The 18,081-nt window shown below is 69.5% G+C and carries 20 protein-coding genes and 1 pseudogene; 13 read left to right on the top strand and 8 right to left on the bottom strand.

The features are described from left to right. The first annotated feature begins 26 nt into the window (after positions 1-26). Positions 27-617, top strand: coding sequence for a 2-hydroxychromene-2-carboxylate isomerase (locus tag ACTWJ5_RS30675; RefSeq protein WP_444437143.1), 591 nt, complete (start codon positions 27-29; stop codon positions 615-617). 36 nt (positions 618-653) lie between these two features. Here the strand turns inward: ACTWJ5_RS30675 and ACTWJ5_RS30680 are convergent, their stop codons facing one another. Next, positions 654-1,058 (bottom strand): hypothetical protein, encoded by a 405-nt coding sequence (locus tag ACTWJ5_RS30680; RefSeq protein ID WP_444437144.1) that lies wholly within the window; start codon positions 1,056-1,058, stop codon positions 654-656. 129 nt (positions 1,059-1,187) lie between these two features. Here ACTWJ5_RS30680 and ACTWJ5_RS30685 point away from each other — a divergent pair, with 129 nt between their 5' ends. Further along, complete coding sequence (locus ACTWJ5_RS30685; RefSeq protein WP_301501526.1) at positions 1,188-1,976, top strand: MmyB family transcriptional regulator; 789 nt, start codon at positions 1,188-1,190, stop codon at positions 1,974-1,976. Between the two features lie 6 nt (positions 1,977-1,982). On the opposite strand, the gene ACTWJ5_RS30690 is transcribed toward ACTWJ5_RS30685, so the two are convergent. After that, a complete protein-coding gene (locus tag ACTWJ5_RS30690) occupies positions 1,983-2,507 on the bottom strand; it encodes an Mpo1 family 2-hydroxy fatty acid dioxygenase (RefSeq protein WP_074983154.1) in 525 nt (174 codons plus the stop codon). Between the two features lie 79 nt (positions 2,508-2,586). Between ACTWJ5_RS30690 and ACTWJ5_RS30695 the strand changes: the two genes are divergently transcribed. Next, positions 2,587-3,282, top strand: a complete 696-nt coding sequence (locus ACTWJ5_RS30695; RefSeq protein ID WP_043315039.1) for a Crp/Fnr family transcriptional regulator — start codon at positions 2,587-2,589, stop codon at positions 3,280-3,282. A gap of 224 nt (positions 3,283-3,506) precedes the next feature. Beyond that, on the top strand, positions 3,507-4,271 hold the full coding sequence (locus ACTWJ5_RS30700; RefSeq protein ID WP_043315038.1) for a hypothetical protein: 765 nt from the start codon (positions 3,507-3,509) through the stop codon (positions 4,269-4,271). Here the strand turns inward: ACTWJ5_RS30700 and ppk2 are convergent. Both ppk2 and ACTWJ5_RS30710 read right to left on the bottom strand, forming a co-directional pair. Next, a pseudogene (ppk2, locus tag ACTWJ5_RS30705) lies at positions 4,246-5,177 on the bottom strand (polyphosphate kinase 2). The gene ACTWJ5_RS30700 and the pseudogene ppk2 overlap by 26 nt on opposite strands. 226 nt (positions 5,178-5,403) lie before the next feature. Beyond that, positions 5,404-6,390, bottom strand: a complete 987-nt coding sequence (locus ACTWJ5_RS30710) for a magnesium transporter CorA family protein (protein ID WP_444437145.1) — start codon at positions 6,388-6,390, stop codon at positions 5,404-5,406. A gap of 89 nt (positions 6,391-6,479) precedes the next feature. Here ACTWJ5_RS30710 and ACTWJ5_RS30715 point away from each other — a divergent pair, with 89 nt between their 5' ends. The 3 genes from ACTWJ5_RS30715 to ACTWJ5_RS30725 all read left to right on the top strand — a co-directional run bounded on the left by ACTWJ5_RS30715 (position 6,480) and on the right by ACTWJ5_RS30725 (position 10,023). Beyond that, positions 6,480-6,752 (top strand): hypothetical protein, encoded by a 273-nt coding sequence (locus ACTWJ5_RS30715; protein WP_444437146.1) that lies wholly within the window; start codon positions 6,480-6,482, stop codon positions 6,750-6,752. A gap of 61 nt (positions 6,753-6,813) precedes the next feature. Beyond that, positions 6,814-7,047 (top strand): TIGR02647 family protein, encoded by a 234-nt coding sequence (locus ACTWJ5_RS30720; protein ID WP_249918425.1) that lies wholly within the window; start codon positions 6,814-6,816, stop codon positions 7,045-7,047. Between the two features lie 132 nt (positions 7,048-7,179). After that, entirely contained in the window at positions 7,180-10,023 is a 2,844-nt protein-coding gene (locus tag ACTWJ5_RS30725; RefSeq protein ID WP_444437147.1) for a class I adenylate cyclase, read from the top strand. Positions 10,024-10,062: 39 nt separating this feature from the next. Here ACTWJ5_RS30725 and rnk read toward each other — a convergent pair whose 3' ends face one another. From rnk to ACTWJ5_RS30745, 4 genes are all read right to left on the bottom strand, one after another. Further along, the gene (gene rnk / locus ACTWJ5_RS30730; protein ID WP_444437148.1) at positions 10,063-10,470 is read right to left on the bottom strand and encodes a nucleoside diphosphate kinase regulator; all 408 of its coding nucleotides are present in this window, start codon (positions 10,468-10,470) and stop codon (positions 10,063-10,065) included. A gap of 108 nt (positions 10,471-10,578) precedes the next feature. Next, a complete protein-coding gene (locus ACTWJ5_RS30735) occupies positions 10,579-10,779 on the bottom strand; it encodes a DUF1289 domain-containing protein (RefSeq protein WP_249918423.1) in 201 nt (66 codons plus the stop codon). After that, on the bottom strand, positions 10,757-11,092 hold the full coding sequence (gene cyaY, locus ACTWJ5_RS30740) for an iron donor protein CyaY (protein WP_064584849.1): 336 nt from the start codon (positions 11,090-11,092) through the stop codon (positions 10,757-10,759). Before cyaY ends, ACTWJ5_RS30735 begins: the two co-directional genes overlap by 23 nt. A gap of 9 nt (positions 11,093-11,101) precedes the next feature. Next, positions 11,102-12,151: an AraC family transcriptional regulator gene (locus ACTWJ5_RS30745; protein ID WP_009614050.1), complete on the bottom strand. Its 1,050-nt coding sequence runs from the start codon at positions 12,149-12,151 to the stop codon at positions 11,102-11,104. A gap of 374 nt (positions 12,152-12,525) precedes the next feature. Here ACTWJ5_RS30745 and lptM point away from each other — a divergent pair, with 374 nt between their 5' ends. The 6 genes from lptM (at position 12,526) to ACTWJ5_RS30775 (ending at position 17,185) form a co-directional block, all read left to right on the top strand. After that, positions 12,526-12,666 carry an LPS translocon maturation chaperone LptM gene (gene lptM / locus ACTWJ5_RS30750; RefSeq protein ID WP_009614052.1) on the top strand — a complete coding sequence of 47 codons (141 nt, stop codon included), beginning with the start codon at positions 12,526-12,528 and terminating at the stop codon, positions 12,664-12,666. 11 nt (positions 12,667-12,677) lie between these two features. Next, on the top strand, positions 12,678-13,925 hold the full coding sequence (gene lysA, locus ACTWJ5_RS30755; protein ID WP_249918422.1) for a diaminopimelate decarboxylase: 1,248 nt from the start codon (positions 12,678-12,680) through the stop codon (positions 13,923-13,925). A 10-nt stretch (positions 13,926-13,935) separates the two neighbouring features. Then, complete coding sequence (dapF, locus tag ACTWJ5_RS30760; RefSeq protein WP_074983172.1) at positions 13,936-14,766, top strand: diaminopimelate epimerase; 831 nt, start codon at positions 13,936-13,938, stop codon at positions 14,764-14,766. A gap of 25 nt (positions 14,767-14,791) precedes the next feature. Continuing rightward, entirely contained in the window at positions 14,792-15,493 is a 702-nt protein-coding gene (locus tag ACTWJ5_RS30765) for a DUF484 family protein (protein ID WP_074983174.1), read from the top strand. An 82-nt stretch (positions 15,494-15,575) separates the two neighbouring features. Continuing rightward, positions 15,576-16,496 (top strand): tyrosine recombinase XerC, encoded by a 921-nt coding sequence (gene xerC / locus ACTWJ5_RS30770; RefSeq protein ID WP_074983176.1) that lies wholly within the window; start codon positions 15,576-15,578, stop codon positions 16,494-16,496. Beyond that, positions 16,493-17,185 carry an HAD family hydrolase gene (locus ACTWJ5_RS30775; protein ID WP_261747362.1) on the top strand — a complete coding sequence of 231 codons (693 nt, stop codon included), beginning with the start codon at positions 16,493-16,495 and terminating at the stop codon, positions 17,183-17,185. The genes xerC and ACTWJ5_RS30775 overlap by 4 nt, the downstream gene beginning before the upstream one ends. Positions 17,186-18,081: the final 896 nt, after the last annotated feature.

The raw sequence follows: 18,081 nt of genomic DNA on the forward strand, positions 1-18,081 counted from the left end.
ACAACGACAACAAAGAGGGATCACCCATGAGCAAAAGCGTCGAGTTCTACTTCGACTTCGGCAGCCCCACCTCCTACCTGGCCTACACCCAGCTGCCGAGCATCTGCGCCGAAGCCGGCGCCGAGCTGGTCTACCGCCCGGTGCTGCTGGGCGGGGTGTTCCAGGCCACCGGCAACGTCTCGCCCATCGCCGTCCCGGCCAAGGGCCGCTACACCCTGACCGACATGCAGCGCTTCGCCCGCCGCTACGGTGTGCCGCTGAAGATGAATCCGCACTTCCCGATCAACACCCTGCTGCTGATGCGCGCCGCCACCGGCGTGCAGCTGCGCCAGCCGGAACGCTTCGCGGCGCTGCTGGCCTGCGTGTTCAAGGGCATGTGGGTGGACGCCCTGAACCTGGGCGACGCGGCGGTGCTGGGCCCGCTGCTGGCCGAGGCCGGCTTCGACCCGCAGGCGCTGCTGGCGCTGGCGGCGGACCAGGAAGTGAAGGACGCGCTCAAGGCCAACACCGAGGCGGCCATCAAGCGCGGCATGTTCGGCGCGCCGACCATGTTCGTCGGCGACGAGATGTTCTTCGGCCAGGACCGCCTGGACTTCGTCCGCGAGGCGCTGGCCTGAAGCGAAGGGCGGCCCCGCAAGGCCGCCCCTCGCGCCTCACAGGCCATGGAGCACGGCGGAGCGGCGCAGGCCGAAGAACTCCAGTTCCGCCAGCACCCCGACCACCAGCGCCTGGCCGATGACGAAGGCGCAGCCCAGCACGGTCGGCTGCACCCAGCCGCTGAGCAGCAGGAACAGGCTTTCCAGCACCCACAGCAGGTTGGCGGCGATCACCGCCCAGACGCCGGTGCGCGACAGCAGTTCGCTATTGGCCATCCAGGCCAGCACCAGGGCGAAGGGCAGCAGCACGATGCCGGCCACCATCAGCAGTACGGCGGGCAGGCCGAACAGTTCGCTCAGCGGGTTGGCGGCCAGCGCCAGCAGCAGGCCGGTGGCGCCGCCGGCGAGGGCGTCCAGTTGCAGGGAACGGCGGAGCAGCGGGGACGGTTGCAGCAGAGTCATGGCGAATCCTCCTGAACGAAGCGCCGCCGGTCCGCGGCGCCTGGCCGAAGAATCCGCCGCGGCGGGCACAGCGTCGATTACCTGCCAGGTAATGGCCGGGCCCCGGACGGAGGTCTATCGTTCGTTCCCATGGACAGCCAAACCCTCCCCGTCGGCGCCCTGCTGCGCCAATGGCGCCAGCGCCGCCGCCTCAGCCAGCTCGACCTGGCCTGCGACGCGGACATCTCCACGCGCCACCTGAGCTTCGTCGAGACCGGCCGCGCCCTGCCCAGCCGCGAGATGCTCCTGCACCTGGCCGAACAGCTGGACATCCCGCTGCGCGAGCGCAACCGCCTGCTCGGCGCCGCCGGCTACGCGCCGGTGTATTCCGAGCGGGCGCTGGACGACCCGGCGCTGACCGTGGCGCGGCAGGCCATCGACCAGTTGCTCAAGGCCCACGAGCCGAACCCGGCGATGGTGGTGGACCGCCACTGGAACCTGCTGGCCTCCAACCACGCGGTGAGCGTCTTCCTCATCGGCGTGGCCCCCGAGCTGCTCGCCGCGCCCTGCAACGTGCTGCGCATGAGCCTGCACCCGCGCGGCCTGGCACCGAGCATCCTCAACCTGGGACCGTGGAAGGCGCATGTGATGGCGCGCCTGCAGCGGGACATCGACGCCAGCGGCGACCCGCAGTTGCAGGCCCTGCGCGACGAACTGGCGCTCTACCCGGCGCCGCCCCACGAAGAGCAAGCCAGCGGCGACATGGTGCTGATACCGGTGCAACTGAACACCGAGCTGGGCGTGCTCAGCCTGATCGGCACCATCACGGTGTTCGGCACGCCGGTGGATGTGACGCTCTCGGAGTTGGCGCTGGAAACCTTCTTCCCCGCCGATGCGCGCAGCGCGGAAATCCTGCGCCGGCTCACCGGCGCGGGCTAGGGAAGATCAGACAGCCGCCTTGCGCTCGCGGATGCAGGTCGGCCCGGCGCGCTCTTCCACGGCGCGGCGCACCTCGTCGCGCAGGCCGAGCAGGAAGGCCGCCTCGGCGGCGACGAACAGCGGGCCGACCACCAGCCCCATCAGGTCGTCGACGAAGGCCGGCTTGCGCCCCTCGTACCAGTGGCCGACGAACTGGATGAACCAGCCCACCACGAACAGGCCGATGCCCCAGGCCAGCCAGCTGGCGGTGGAACCCGCGGCCAGCACCGCGCCGGCCCACAGCGACAGCGCCAGGAGCACGCCCATGAGCACGCCGAAGCGCAGGTCCAGGCGCAGGTAGAACGCCAGCGCGGCCAGCGCCAGCAGGGTCGCCGGGGCCAGCAGCAGGCCGCCGGCCTCAAGACCCGGGCGCGACAGCAGCACGGCGATGGACAGGACGATCATCGGGATGCCGATGAAGTGGCTGAGGATGTTGCGCCGGTCGCGGTGGTAGGCCGCGTACTGCGCCAGGTGGTCGACGAGTGTTTTCATTGTTCTGTCGTTCTCGGGCAAGGTACTGGCATCATGGCTTGGACTGCCGTACCACTCTGTCAACTAGCCGACAAAGCCCATGCCCGACACCGCCGACTGCCTGCAACGCATCGCCTCCGGCCGCTGGTTCCAGCACCTGCCCGCCGAACTGCGCGAAGCCCTCGGCCAGGCCGCCATCGTCCGCCGCCTGCCCGCCGGGCAGCGCCTGTTCGCCCGCGGCGACGCCCCCTGCGGGCTGTATTGCGTGGTCGAAGGCAGGATGCGCGTCGGCGCGGTGGGCGCCAGCGGCAAGGAAGCGCTGCTGGCCCTGGTGGAGGCGCCCAACTGGTTCGGCGAGATCTGCCTGTTCGACGGCCAGCCGCGCACCCACGACGCCTACGCCGAAGGCCCCACCACCCTGCTGCAGGTGCCGCTGCCGGCGCTGCACGCGCTGCTCGCCGAAAAGCCGCAGTACTGGCGCGACTTCGCCCTGCTGATGAGCCACAAGCTGCGCCTGGCCTTCACCGTGCTGGAGGAACAGGCCCTGCTGCCGGCCGCCCAGCGCCTGGCCCGGCGCCTGCTGATGCTGGCCGCCAGCTACGGCGAGGCGCAGGCCAGCCAGCGCGAGCTGCACCTGCCCCAGGAACAGCTGGCGGCCATGCTCGGGCTGTCGCGGCAGACCACCAACCACCTGCTCAAGGAGCTGGAAGCCCGCGGCGTGCTGCGCCTGAGCTACGCCGGCATCGAGATTCTCGACGCCCACGGCCTGCGTCTGGCCGCGGGAGAGGAAGCATGACGCCGTCGGCGAATCACTCTTTCGATCGGTTGCAACGGCCGGCGCAGGCGCTAGCCTTTGCTGGCCCGGAGCATCGGGCGGGGCGCCAGGGGGAGCGCGCCCCGGTACGGTGACCCCTCGCAGGTAACCGGCCGGCCAGGCAAGGCCGGCGCTGTTCGCGAAACCACCCACGCCCGCCAAGGCGTGGCCAGGCGGCCAACAAGAACAACAGGGAAACTCCCGCCATGAACCGCAAATACCTCCTGCAGTACCTGTTCGTCTGTATTCTCACCCTCCTCGCCCTGCCCGCCCGGGCCAACCTGCCCAGCGACGAGCAACAGCTGCAGGCCATGCAGGTCGACGCCTGCCGGGCCCTGGGCAGCCTGATGCTGTTGCGCGGCGAAGGCTTCCAGGAGAACCACGCCAACCAGCTGAAGGCCGACCTGGCCGCCCTGGACGCGGCGGTCAAAAGCTACGCCAAGGCCGACGACGGCCTGCGCAAGGCCCACCAGGCGCTGCTCGCGCAGATCCAGGCCGGCACCACCTACGGCCCCAAGGAAGAGGACCTGCCCTGGACCTACCTGCCGGACCTGAGCCGCGCCCTGCGCGACTTCCTCGGCCAGGTCGAGCGCTTCGTGCCGCCGTCCGCGGCCGACGAGCTGCCGCTGTGGCAGGTGCCGGTGCGCATCGAATACCTTTCCGTGCAGTACCTGGCGCGTTCCTACCTGGGCGTGCTGGAGATCGCCCGCGAGGCGCCGCAGAGCTACCTCGGCCAGGACGAGAAGACGCTGCTGCCGCTGATCAGCCGCAGCCTCTCGCGCCTGCCGCCGGGCGCGGCGAGCGGCAAGCTGCAGATGCGCTGGAACTACCTGGAAACCGCCCTGGGCGACATGAACAGCAAGAGCAACGCCCTGGTCAGCGCCTCCGGCCGGCCCTGGGCGCCGATCATCGTCGAACGCCACGCCCGCGAGCTGGCCGGCCAGCTCATGCAGCTGAGCCAGGCGCAGTGAGGCAGGCCCGGCGGCCCCTCAGGCCGCCGGGGCGCTCTCGCTGGCCTCGACCTGGCGCGGCAGCGGCGGCGTGGCATGCGGGCGCGCCAGCTCGTCGCGGTCCAGCTGGGCCGCACGCCCCACCAGCAGCGGGTCGGGGGCGTGGGCGATGGCCAGGTCCTTGCCGGGGTAGTCCAGCGTGTGCAGGAAGTGGCGCAGGCAGTTCAGCCGCGCACGCTTCTTGTCGTCGGACTTGACCACCACCCAGGGCGCGTCGGCGGTGTCGGTGTGGAAGAACATCGCCTCCTTGGCCTGGGTGTAGTCGTCCCAGCGGTCCAGCGACTGGATGTCGATGGGCGACAGCTTCCAGTGCTTGAGCGGGTCGTCGCGGCGCGACACGAAGCGCCGCAGCTGCTCCTCGCGGCTGACCGAGAACCAGTACTTGAACAGCTGGATGCCGTTGCGCACCAGCATGCGCTCCAGTTCCGGCGTCTGCTGCATGAACTCCAGGTACTGGCGCGGCGTGCAGAAGCCCATCACCCGCTCGACGCCGGCGCGGTTGTACCAGGAGCGGTCGAAGAAGACCATTTCGCCCGCGGTGGGCAGGTGCTGGACGTAGCGCTGGAAGTACCACTGGCCGCTTTCCGCGTCGCTGGGCTTTTCCAGGGCGACCACCCGCGCGCCACGCGGGTTCAGGTGCTCCATGAAGCGCTTGATGGTGCCGCCCTTGCCGGCGGCGTCGCGGCCCTCGAAGAGCACCACGATGCGCTGCCCGGTCTCCTTCACCCAGCTCTGCACCTTCAGCAGTTCCACCTGCAGCTGCGCCTTGAGCGCCTCGTATTCCTTGCGCTGCAGGCGTTTGCGGTAGGGGTAGGACGAGGGCAGGCCGGCGGAGCCGGAATCCTCGTTGCTGCCGCGCGGCGCCATGGCCACGGTCAGGGCGACCGGGCCGTGGCTCTGGGCACGGATTTCCTCGCCGCCGCGGGTCGGCGTCGGGGCCTCCAGGGCAGCGAGGACGGGCGGGTTCTTGGCATCGGGCTGCGGCATGGTCTCCTCCTGTGAGACATGGGGCTCGGGCGAGCAATCCCCCCACTCTGCTAGCTGCCGGGTACGGCGATCTTGATCGATATCAAGGCCGCGCGCCCCGGCGACGCTACAGCCAGCCGCGGAACTTGAACCAGAGGTACGGGATGATCGCCGAGACCACCATGGCCACCAGCGCCAGCGGGTAGCCGCTGGCCCAGGCCAGTTCCGGCATGTGCTGGAAGTTCATGCCGTACACGGTGCCCACCAGGGTCGGCGGCAGGAACAGCACGGCGGCGATGGAGAACACCTTGATGATGCTGTTCTGCTCGATGTTGATCAGGCCCAGGGTGGCGTCGAGCAGGAAGGTGATCTCGCCGGACATCTTCGACTGGTACTCGCCCAGCGAACGCACGTCGCGCTCCACCGACTTCATGCCCAGGCGCGCTTCCTCGCTGATCCAGGCGTTGCCATTGCCGCTCTGGCGGAAATAGGCCAGCGGCCGGCTGACGCTGAGCAGGCTCTCGTTGAGCTTGGACAGCAGCGAGTTGGTGCGCCCCAACTGCTTGACGATCTGCTGCAGGTCGGTCTTGGGCACGCGGGAGCGGGGCAGCTCGCCATGGTCGGTGAAGATGTCCCGCGACAGCGTGTCCAACTGGCCCTGCACCGACTCCAGCACGTCGGCGATGCGGTCGACCACCGCGTCCATCAGGCTGACGAACAGCAGGTCGCTGCTGCCCTTGCAGCCGCTGCGCTGTACCCGCGTCTCGAAGGTGCGGAACGACAGCACGTCGGCGTAGCGCACCGTCACCAGCCACTGCGGGGTGAGCACGCAGGTGACCTCGGCGGTGCTCGGCCGGTGCTCGCGGATGCCGCTGACCACCGCGGTGGTCATGTACAACGCGCCCTTGCTCTCGTAGAAGCGCGAGGAATCCTCGATCTCGGCCATTTCCTCGCGGGTCGGCACGTCCACCTCGATGAAGGACTCCAGCAGGCGCTCCTCCTCTTCCGTGGGGTGCAGCAGGTCGATCCACAGCGTGCCCGCCGGCATGGCCGCGCCGACCTCGCCGGTGTGGCGCTGCAGACGGTCGCCGTCGAGGGTGTAATAGGTGATCATGTCGCATCCGCGTCCTTCTGCGGCCATCCAGGTCAGCGCAGGTTGGACAACTTCCCCCGGCTGCACAAGCCCGCACGGAGCCACCCGGCATGAGCGACATCGACGACAGCGAAGAATCCTTCGCGGCAGAGACCCTGATCCAGGCCATCGAGAACCAGATCGAAGGCGGCGAGCCGGCGGCAGCCCGCGCGGTGTTCAACAAGCTGACCCTGGTCGGCTACGAGCGCGAGGAAGCCCTGGAAATGATGGCCATGGTGCTGGCCCACGAGATCCAGGCGATGCTCGCTGAGGACCGCGCCTTCGATGGCGCCTGGTACGAGCAGGCCCTGCGCGCATTGCCGCAGCTGCCCGGCGAGGAATGAGCTTGCCGAGCGCGGGGTGGCTGTGGCTAAACTGGCGCAACATCGCCACCAAGGAGTCGCCATGGCCTTCACCCAAGAGCTGGTAGCGGAACTGGAATTGCTTGCCCTGTTCGATCTCGAGAACACCCAGGCAGGCCTGAAGATCCACCATGACGCGGCCCCGACGGCCATCTCTGCGGCCGGGCGATTGCACGCCAAGGGCCTGATCGACCAGCCCGACGGCGGCTACCTGACCAGCCTGGGGCTGGACGCCGCCGAACACGCCCAGGTGCTGCTGAACATCCTCAAGCCCTGAACCCCGCGGCCGCCATCCATCGGCGGCCCGCCCCATTTCCTTAAGGACAGCCCCGCCGCGGTCGATATACAGTGCAGATCATGCGGTAATGGCACTCAGCCATAACCGCCCGATAGCTGACCGCGGCAGGCCATGACCTTCACCCACGAGATTCGTCCGGACATCGACGACGGCATCGACCGCAAGGTCCTGGCGCGCCTGCGCAAGCGCTTCCTGGCGATCAACCAGGGGCGCCTGGAGCGCGCCACGGCCGCGCTGTCGAGCCGCCAGCAACTGGTGCTGCGCCTGCTGCCGCTGCTGCTGGACGTCAACCACCCGCTGCTGCCCGGCTACGTCTCCGGCGCCACCCCGGCGGGGCTGTGCGGCTTCGTCCCCGACGACGAGCTGCTGGCCGAAGCCCAGCGCCTGACCCGCTCGTTCAGCTACAAGCCGCGCCGCGGCGAGGTCGACCTGCCGATCCACGGGCTGTTCCTGATGGGCAGCCTGGGCACGGTGGCCCAGGAGGAGCGGAGCGACCTCGACCTGTGGGTCTGCCACGCCCCGGGGCTCGCGCCCGGCGCGGTGGCCGAGCTGCAGCGCAAGTGCGAGCTGCTGGAGCGCTGGGCCGCGGGCCAGGGCGCCGAGGTGCACTGCTTCCTCATCGACCCGCGCGGCTTCGTCAGCGGCGCGCGCAACGCCCGGCTGACCTCCGACGACTGCGGCACCAGCCAGCACTACCTGCTGCTCGACGAGTTCTACCGCACCGCCATTTGGCTCGGCGGGCGCACGCCGCTGTGGTGGCTGGTGCCGGAATACGAGGAAGGGCGCTATCGCGACTACGTCGAGCAACTGCTGAGCAAGCGCTTCATCCGCCACGAGGAAGTCCTCGACCTCGGCCACCTGGCGCACATCCCGCCCGGCGAGTTCGTCGGCTCGGGCATGTGGCAGCTGTTCAAGGGCATCACCTCGCCCTACAAGGCGGTGCTCAAGCTGCTGCTCAGCGAGGTCTACGCCAGCGAGCACCCGCAGGTCGCCTGCCTGGCCCTGCGCTTCAAGGCCGAGGTCTACGCCGGGCGCCTGGAACTGGACGAGCTGGACCCGTACATCCTGCTCTACCGGCGCCTGGAGGAATACCTCCTCGCGCGCGGCGAGCAGGAGCGCCTGGAGCTGGTGCGCCGCTGCCTGTACCTGAAGGTAGGCAAGAAACTCAGCCGCCGCCCGCAGCAGGGCCGCAAGAGCTGGCAGCGCCTGCTGATGGAGCGCCTGACCGGCGCCTGGGGCTGGGACGGGCGCGTGCTCGGCCTGCTCGACTCACGCAGCCAGTGGAAGGTGCGCCAGGTCACCCTGGAGCGCCGCGCCCTGGTCAACGAGCTGACCTACAGCTACCGCTTCCTCTCGCGCTTCGCCCGCCAGCAGCAGGCCGCCAGCGGCATCGACCCGCGCGACCTGGGCGTGCTCGGCCGGCGCCTGTACGCCGCCTTCGAACGCAAGGCCGGCAAGGTCGAGCACATCAACCCGGGCATCGCCCCGGACCTGGGCGAAGACCTCCTCACCCTCGCCCGCCTGCCCGCCGGCAACGCCGCCGAGGGCGGTTCCTGGGCGCTGTTCCCGGGCAACCTGACGGGCGCCGAGCTGGCCGACTACGCGCCGCTCAAGCGCGCCCGCGAGCTGATCGAGCTGCTGGCCTGGAGCCACCGCAACGGCGTGATCGATGGCGGCACCCGGCTGTCGCTGCAGCCCGGCGACAGCGACCTGAGCGAACACGAACTGGGCAACCTGCTGCTCGGCCTGCAGCAGGCCATGCCCATGCCCCTGGAAGAAGTGGCCGAAAGCGCCCTGCTGCGCCCCAGCGCCCCGGCCAGCGTGCTGATCCTGGTGAACGTCGGCCTCGACCCGCTGCGCCAGCACAGCCAGGCCAACCTGCACATGACCAGCGGGCGCACCGACTCGCTGGGCTACTCCGGCATGCGCGACAACCTGGTGCTGACCCTCGACCAGGTCACCCTGAACAGCTGGAACGAACTGCTGGTCAGCCGCTACGCCGGCCCCGGCGCGCTGCTCGACTGCCTGCGCGACTACCTCAACGCCCTGCCCGCCGACACCGCGCCGCCGCGCCTGCTGGTGCGCTGCTTCTGCCGCAACCGCGCGGCGGCCATCGCCCAGCGCGTCGAGGAACTGTTCCAGGACGCCTACGCCCAGCTGGCCAGCGGCAACGGCGGGCGCTACCTGCTGCAGATCCGCCAGCAGTACCACCTGCTGCGCCTGCAGCCGGGCCAGGTCAGCCACCAGAGCCTGGCCGACCTGCCGGCCCTGCTCGAACACCTGGGCGAACGCCAGGGCGCCTATAGCCCGCTGCACCTGGACCGCCACGCCCTGGAAGGCGAGGACCTGGCGCTGCTGCTGCCGCTCGGCCGCCCCGGCTGCCTGCAGGTGTTCTACCGCCTGGACGAGGGCCAGGCCACGCTCTACCTGCTGGACGAACGCAACTCCCTGTGGCACGGCCGCCAGGCCTGCGACGACGAGCAGACGCTGCTGGTGCCGCTGCAGCGTTTCCTCCAGGCCATGCTCTACCGGCGCAGCGCGCAACTGCCGCTGGGCGAGGCGCAGCCGGTGCAGGAAATCATTTATTACGAATTGCTACCGGCCGGCCGCGGACGGGCTCGCCTGGTGGAACGCCGCCAGGCGCCGCCCAGCGCGCAGGAGCGGCCCTACTACAACGTCCAGGCGATCGTCGAGCCGGGGGCCGGGCAGCGTTCGCGCATCACCCTGTACTGCAACCACCGCGAGTTTTCCGAACTGGAGTACGGCGCCGGGCTGTTCCAGGCCGTGGCCCGGCACATCCTCGCCCAGCGCCGCGGACAGGAGCGCTACCCCTGCTACATCACCGACCTGGACCTGTCGGCGGTGGCCGCCGAATCGGCGCTGCAGAGCATCCATTACCTGCGCTACAAGCAGCGCCTGGAAAGCGCGCTGAACCAGGCCCTGGCCGAGGCCTGAACCCGGTCCGGGCGGTGCGCAGCAGATCGTGGCGGGCGTTCAGCGGTTGTAGTCGCCGGCGGCTTCTGGCTGATAAGTGATGTCCAGCAGGCTCAGCTTGAGGGTCTTGCCGCCCGGGGCCGGCCAGTCGATGCTCTGGCCGACGGTCAGGCCCAGCAGCGCGGTGCCCACCGGCGCGAGGATGGATACCTTGCCTTCGCCACCGGCGTCTTCCGGGTAGACCAGGGTCAGCAGGTATTCCTTGCCGCTGCCTTCCTCGCGGCAGCGCACGCTGGAATTCATGGTCACCACGCCCGGCGGCACCTCGTCGTGGCCGACCACGTTGGCGCGGGACAGCTCGGCTTCCAGCGCTTCGGCGGCGGGACCGTACTCTTCCAGGCTGTCGAGCAGGCGCTCCAGACGTTGCAGGTCGAGACGGGTAACGGTGATGGACGGTGCGGTGGTCATGATGGCCGGCAGACTCCTTGGCAGTGGATCGAAAAAAGAAAAACCCCGCCCAAGGCGGGGTTTTCAGCGGACACTAACACAGTACCGCGAATAAGCAAGACCACCCGGTCAGGGGCCCGGCCACAGCGGTTTGCGGCGTGCCAGGGCGGCCTCGATTATCTGCCGCCGGCGCATGCCGTCGGCCTCGTTCCATTCGAGAATCTCCGCCAGGCTGCGGCCGCAGCCCAGGCAGACATCGCCCTCGTCCAGGCAACAGCGCCGGCAGCAGGGCGAGGGGACCGGCGCCTCAGAGGCCGGGGAACTCGACATCCGCGCCCGCCTGCTCGAGGGTCGCCCGGTTGAGCAGCGCGCCCAGCGGCTCGCGGGTGCTGTCGCTCAGCCACAGGCTGCCGGACTCGTCGTAGTCGAAGTGGAAACCGCCGGAGCGCGCCGCCACCCACAGCTGGCGCAGCGCCGGCTGGCGGCTGAGGATCAACTGGCTGCCGTTCTCGAAGCGCACGGTGAGCACGCCGCCGGAATTCTCCAGGTCCACGTCCAGGTCACTGTCATCGAAGGCGTCTTCCACCGTGGTCTGCACCTCGTCGACGAGGTCGTGGAAACGGGCTTCGCTCATGCTGCTCATGCATTGTCCTCAGGAATCTGCCAAAGGCTGCAGTGTACGCCGGTATTGCCCGAGACTCTGCCCCGTCCAGCGGCGGAAGGCCCGCGCCAGCGAGCCGGTCTCGCTGAAGCCGACCAGGCTGGCGACATCGGCCAGCTCCAGCGCCGGGTCGCGCAGGTGGTGCAGCACCAGTTGCTGGCGCGTCTCGTCCACCAGGCGGCTGAACGACAGGCCGCTGTCGCGCAGGCGGCGCTGCAGGGTGCGCGGGCTTAGGGCCAGCTCGCCGGCCAGGGCCTCCAGGTCCACGGCCTGCTCCGGCAGGCGCTCGGCCAGGCACTGGCGGGCCCGTTCGAGCACGCCCTCGCCGCGGCGGATGCTTTCCAGCAGGCGCCCGGCGTAGGCGTCGAGGGTGCGCTGGATCTGGCTGTCGGCCTGGCCCAGGGGCAGCGCCAGCAGGCGCCGGGGGAAGACCAGGGCGTTGTCCGCCTGGCCGAACAGCACCGGGCAGCGGAAGATGCGCCGGTGCTCAGTGGTGTCGGCCGGCGCCGGATGGCGGAAGCGCACTTCCACCGGCGCCTGTTCCAAACCGCTGATCCAGTGGCCGAAGCGCAGCCAGCAGGCCAGGGTCTCTTCCGCCAGCTGGCGCTGCTGGCGTGGCAACAAAGGCTCCCAGCTGTGCCGCACCAGCGGCTCGTGGCCGGCGCGCGGCGGCTCGTCGGCCAGCTCGACGCGGCCCAGGCTGCCCACCAGCTCCGCATAGCGCGCCTGGCGGTGCAGGGCGTCGCCGAGGGTCGCGCAGCTCATCAGCAGGTAGCCGAGCACGCCGAAGTGCCCGGGGCGCACGGCCTCGCCCAGGTGCAGGCCGAGGTCGGCGTCGCCGCTCAGCGCCAGGCCCAGCTCCAGCAGGTCGACATAGACGCTGGCGGCGATGCGCGCCTCGCGCTGGTCGAGGATCGACGGCTCGAGCTGGACGCCGGCCAGCAGCCGTTGCGGCGCGACGCCGCGACGCTCGAGGTGGTCCACCAGGCCCTGCACGTAGGCGATGGAAATGGAACCGGCGAGTGGGACGGGGGCTTGCATGGGTCCTCCGTTTTTTCTGTCAGATCCTAGGGGCTGGCGGGGGCTGATCGCAAACCGCGTTGCTGCGAAAAATGTCGTCAGGCTAGGCGCGGGACGCCGGGAATGGTCGCCCCTTGCCAAGTCCCGCAACGACGCATGGCGACATTTTCCGCGCAACCCGAAGGGACGGGACTGTTCCGGCGCGCCGCCGCCCATCCGCGCGACGGGGTCAAGGTAGGTGCCGTACTCGCGCTGGAACAGGCGCCGTCGCGCTGCGAGCAGCCCCCGCCAGCCCCTTTGGAAGGCCCGCCGGGCGGGAGTCCACTCGCATAGGCAAGGCGCCGGGGGGCCGGTATACTCCGGTCCAATTACGCTTTGAATACAAGGATTCCGCCATGAAGCGACTGCTTCTTCCCTTCGTCGCGCTCGCCGTGCTCAGCGCCGCGCTCGCCGGCTGCGGCCAGAAAGGCCCGCTGTACCTGCCGGACGACCAGCAAGCCCAAAGCAAGCACAGCAAGGACCGCTACGGTCTGTAAGGGAGCAGCACATGGAGGCATTCAACGTCCGTGACGGGCAACTGTTCGCGGAAGGCGTGGCGTTGTCGGCGCTAGCCGAGCGCTTCGGCACGCCCACCTACGTCTATTCGCGCGCTCACATCGAGCAGCAGTTCCGTTCCTATACCGACGCCCTGCAGGGCCTGCCGCACCTGGTCTGCTTCGCGGTCAAGGCCAACTCCAACCTGGCCGTGCTGAATGTCCTGGCGCGCCTGGGCTCGGGCTTCGACATCGTCTCGCGCGGCGAGCTGGAACGCGTGCTGGCCGCCGGCGGCGACCCGGCCAAGGTGGTGTTCTCCGGCGTCGGCAAGAGCCGCGACGACATGCACCGCGCCCTGCAAGTGGGCGTGCACTGCTTCAACGTCGAATCCGCCGTGGAGCTGGAGCGCCTGCAGGAAGTGGCCGCGGAACTGGGCGTGAAGGCCCCCGTGTCGCTGCGGGTGAACCCGGACGTGGACGCCCAGACCCACCCCTACATCTCCACCGGGCTGAAAGAGAACAAGTTCGGCGTCGACATCGACGAGGCCGAGGCCATCTACGCCCGCGCCGCCGAGCTGCCGAACCTGGAAGTGAAAGGCGTGGACTGCCACATCGGCTCGCAGCTGACCCAGCTGGAGCCCTTCCTCGACGCCCTCGACCGCCTGCTGGCGCTGGTCGACCGCCTGGCCGCGCGCGGCATCCTGATCCGCCACCTGGACCTGGGCGGCGGCCTGGGCGTGCGCTACCGCGACGAAACCCCGCCGCCGGCCAGCGACTACATCCGCGCCATCCGCGAGCGCCTGGGCAGCCGCGCGCTGACCCTGGTGTTCGAGCCGGGCCGCTACATCGTGGCCAACGCCGGCCTGCTGCTGACCCGCGTGGAGTACCTCAAGCACACCGCGCACAAGGACTTCGCCATCATCGACGCGGCGATGAACGACCTGATCCGCCCGGCGCTGTACCAGGCCTGGATGGACGTCACCGCGGTGCGCGAGCGCAGCGGCGCCAAGCGTACCTACGACCTGGTCGGCCCCATCTGCGAGACCGGCGACTTCCTCGCCAAGGGCCGCGAGCTGGCCCTGGAGGAAGGCGACCTGCTGGCGGTGCGCTCGGCCGGCGCCTATGGTTTCGTCATGAGTTCCAACTACAACACCCGCGGCCGCGCCGCCGAGGTGCTGGTGGATGGCGAGCGGGCCTTCGAGGTGCGCCGCCGCGAGACCGTCCAGGAGCTTTACGCCGGCGAAAGCCTGCTGCCGGAGTGAGGCCGAAACCATGCTACTGCGCTTCACCAAGATGCACGGGCTGGGCAATGACTTCATGGTCCTCGACCTGGTCAGCCAGCACGCCCACGTGCTGCCCCGCCACGTCAAGACCTGGGGCGACCGCAACACCGGCGTCGGCTTCGACCAGCTGCTGATCGTCGAGCCGCCGGGCAGCCCCGAGGTCGACTTCCGCTACCGCATCTTCAACGCCGACGGCAGCGAAGTGGAACAGTGCGGCAACGGCGCGCGCTGCTTCGCCCGCTTCGTGCTGGACAAGCGCCTGACCATGAAGAAGACCATCCGCGTCGAGACCAAGGGCGGCATCATCGAGCTCAGCGTCGCCAACGACGGCCAGGTCACCGTGGACATGGGCGCGCCGCGCCTGGCGCCGGAACAGGTGCCCTTCGTCGCCGACGCCGAAGCCACCAGCTACGCCGTGGAAGTCGACGGGCAGACCGTCGAGCTGGCCGCCGTCTCCATGGGCAACCCCCACGGCGTGCTGCGGGTGGACGACGTCGACAGCGCCCCGGTGCGTACCCTGGGCCCGCAGTTGGAGGTGCACCCGCGTTTCCCGGCCAAGGCCAACATCGGCTTCCTCCAGGTGCTCGACGCCAACCATGCGCGCCTGCGCGTGTGGGAGCGCGGCGTCGGCGAGACCCTGGCCTGCGGCACCGGCGCCTGCGCCGCCGCGGTGGCCGGCATCCGCCAGGGCTGGCTGCGCTCGCCGGTGCAGATCGACCTGCCGGGCGGCCGCCTGAACATCGAGTGGGCAGGCCCCGGCCAGCCGGTTATGATGACCGGGCCCGCCGTGCGGGTGTACGAAGGCCAGGTCCGCCTGTAACCCGAGACGCCAAGCCGAGACGCCCATGACCGAGAACAGCCCGGAACACCGCCCGCCGCTGGATGCCGAACAGGTCGCCGAGTACCTGCGCGAGCATCCTGAATTCTTCGTCGAGCACGACGAGCTGATCCCGGAGATGCGCATCCCCCACGAGAGCGGCAGCGCCGTCTCGCTGGTGGAGCGCCAGGTGCGCCTGCTGCGCGAACGCAACATCGAGATGCGCCATCGCCTGGCGCAACTGATGGACGTGGCCCGCGACAACGACCGGCTGTTCGACAAGACCCGCCGCCTGGTGCTCGACCTGCTCGACGCCACCAGCCTGGAGGAAGTGGTCAGCACCGTGGAAGACAGCCTGCGCCACGAATTCCAGGTGCCCTACGTCAGCTTCATCCTGTTCAGCGACAACAACCTGCCGGTGGGCCGCTCGGTGAGCAGCGCCGAGGCGCACCAGGCCATCGGCGGCCTGCTCTCCGGCGGCAAGACCGTCTGCGGCGTGCTGCGCCCCCACGAGCTGGCCTTCCTGTTCGGCGAAGCCGAGCGCGAGGGCGTCGGCTCGGCGGCGGTGGTCTCGCTGAACTACCAAGGCCTGCACGGCGTGCTGGCCATCGGCAGCCCGGACCCGCAGCACTACAAGAGCTCCCTCGGCACCCTGTTCCTCGGCTACGTGGCCGAGGTCCTGGCCCGCGTCCTGCCGCGCTTCTCCGCGCCGCTGCGGTCGGTACGCTAGCCAGGCAGCGGCAAGCCTCAAGTTTCAAGCCGCAAGCAAGGCAACGCGGTGGAAGCCGGGCTTTTCACTTGGAGCTTGAAGCTTGAAGCTTGTAGCTGACATCGATGCCTTCCTCGAACACCTGCGCAGCGAGCGCCAGGTGTCCGCGCATACCCTCGCCGGCTACCGGCGCGACCTGCTCAAGGTCGTTGCGCTGTGCGAGAAGAACGGCATCGCCGACTGGGCCGACCTGCAGGTGCGCGAGCTGCGCGCGCAGGTCGCCCGCCTGCACGCCCAGGGCCTGGCCAGCCGCAGCCTGGCGCGGCTGCTCTCGGCGGTGCGCGGGCTCTACCAGTACCTGATCCGCGAGGGCCGTTGCCGGCACAACCCCGCCGACGGCCTGGCCGCGCCCAAGGCCGCGCGCAAGCTGCCGCGCACCCTCGACGCCGACCGCGCCGGGCAACTGCTCGACGGCGCCCTGGAGGACGACTTCATCGCCCGCCGCGACCAGGCCATGCTGGAGCTGTTCTATTCCTCCGGCCTGCGCCTGTCCGAGCTGGTCGGCCTGGACCTCGACGGCCTGGACCTGTCCGCCGGGCTGGTGCGGGTACTCGGCAAGGGCAACAAGGTCCGCGAACTGCCGGTGGGGCGCGCCGCGCGCAAGGCCATCGAGGACTGGCTGCCGCTGCGCGAGATGGTCCGCCCGGCCGACCGCGCGCTGTTCGTCGGCCACAGCGGCAAGCGCCTGACGCCGCGCGCCGTGCAGCTGCGGGTGCGCCAGGCCGGCGTGCGCGAGCTGGGCCAGCACCTGCACCCGCACATGCTGCGGCATTCCTTCGCCAGCCATATCCTGGAATCCTCCCAGGACCTGCGCGCGGTGCAGGAACTGCTCGGCCACGCCGACATCGCCACCACGCAGATCTACACCCACCTGGACTTCCAGCACCTGGCCAAGGTCTACGACAACGCCCACCCGCGGGCCAGGCGCGTCAAACGCGATACCGATACAGGAGCCGAGGAATGAGCATCCGGCTGGTCACCTTCGACCTCGACGACACCCTCTGGGACGTCGCCCCGGTGATGAACAGCGCCGAGGCCACCCTGCGCGAATGGCTGGCGGCGAACGCCGCGCAACTGGGCCCGGTGCCCATCGAGCATCTGTGGGAGATCCGCGCGCGGCTGATGCAGCAGGACCCAATGCTCAGGCACCGCCTGAGCGAGCTGCGCCGGCGCATCCTCCTGCACGCCCTGCTCGACGCCGGTTATCCACAGGCGGAAGCGGCGGACCTGGCCGAGGCCGGCTTCCAGGTCTTCCTCCATGCGCGCCACCAGGTCAGCCTGTTCCCCGAGGTGCACCCGACCCTGGAGGCCCTGGCCAACCGCTTCATCCTCGGCGTGCTCACCAATGGCAACGCCGACGTGCGCCGCCTGGGGCTGGCCGACTACTTCCAGTTCGCCCTGTGCGCCGAGGAGCTGGGCATCGGCAAGCCCGACCCGAAGCCCTTCCAGGAAGCGCTCAAGCGCGCTGGCGTTGAGCCGCAGCAGGCGGTGCACATCGGCGACCACCCCAGCGACGATATCGCCGGCGCCCGTCGCGCCGGCCTGCAGGCCATCTGGTTCAACCCGGCGCGCAAGGCCTGGGAGGGCGAGGAAGCGCCCAGCGCGATCATCCACAGCCTCGCGGAACTGCCCGGGGTGCTGGCGCGGCTGTAATCGAAATGCTCCTCGTGGGAGCGCGGTGTCGTTCCCTTAAGAAAAAATACCGTTTCCCTGGCTGGGAGAAACGGCATTTTTTCATTTGGGATGGGGCTAAGGCTTGGTTTGCGAACTTTGGTCTCTTGCACCCAACCCAACCCCGTCATTCCCGCGAACGCGGGACGCGGCTCCATCGCGAACAGCGCTTGCGCTGGCCCGAAGGGGAATAACCCAGAGACTTTTGGGTTGGGCTCGGTGTAGCGCGCCGCTCCGAGTGCGCTGATGTCTCTCGTTTCGCCCCCTCGGGCGAGTCCCTTTTGTCAAACGGTGGAAGGCCACCCCCGCAAAAAGGAACCAAAAAGGCTTGCCCCAACATACGGGCCCGATGGAGCCGGGCTACCCTCACGAATTCCCCCGCCACGGAGGCCCGCCCCGAGGGTACGTCCCTGTAGCCCGCGGGGCTCTCGCGACATCCATGTCGCATGACCTCCTGAGCGGGGGTTTCGCTCGGCCTTCTGAAGGGGCACTCCGGTGCGCGCGGATATTCCTCTGGAAATCCAAGAGCAAACGCGCTTTTGCTTTTGCTTTTGCTTTTGCTTTTCGTAGGAGCGAGCTTGCTCGCGAACCCTGGTTTCCCGCGTCCGCGGGAATGACAGGGTGGGGTTAGGCGTTCCAGGCTGACTCCAAACTCCCCATCCACTCCGAACAGCCCCCTCTCCCTTCAGGGAGAGGGCTGGGGAGAGGGCGCTCTTAACCCCAACACCTACGCCCCCGGCAAACCCCATTCGCGAGCAAGCTCGCTCCTACGAAAAGCCGCACCTGCAGGAACGCCCCCCACCGACCCGCCCCAACAGGCCACCACAAAGAAAAAGCCCGCCGCTCCCCTTCCGGGGAGGGCGAGCCTCTTCACGACG

Origin of the sequence: Pseudomonas sp. A6 (assembly GCF_052367875.1) — a bacterium.
Taxonomy (GTDB): Bacteria; Pseudomonadota; Gammaproteobacteria; order Pseudomonadales; family Pseudomonadaceae; genus Pseudomonas; species Pseudomonas citronellolis.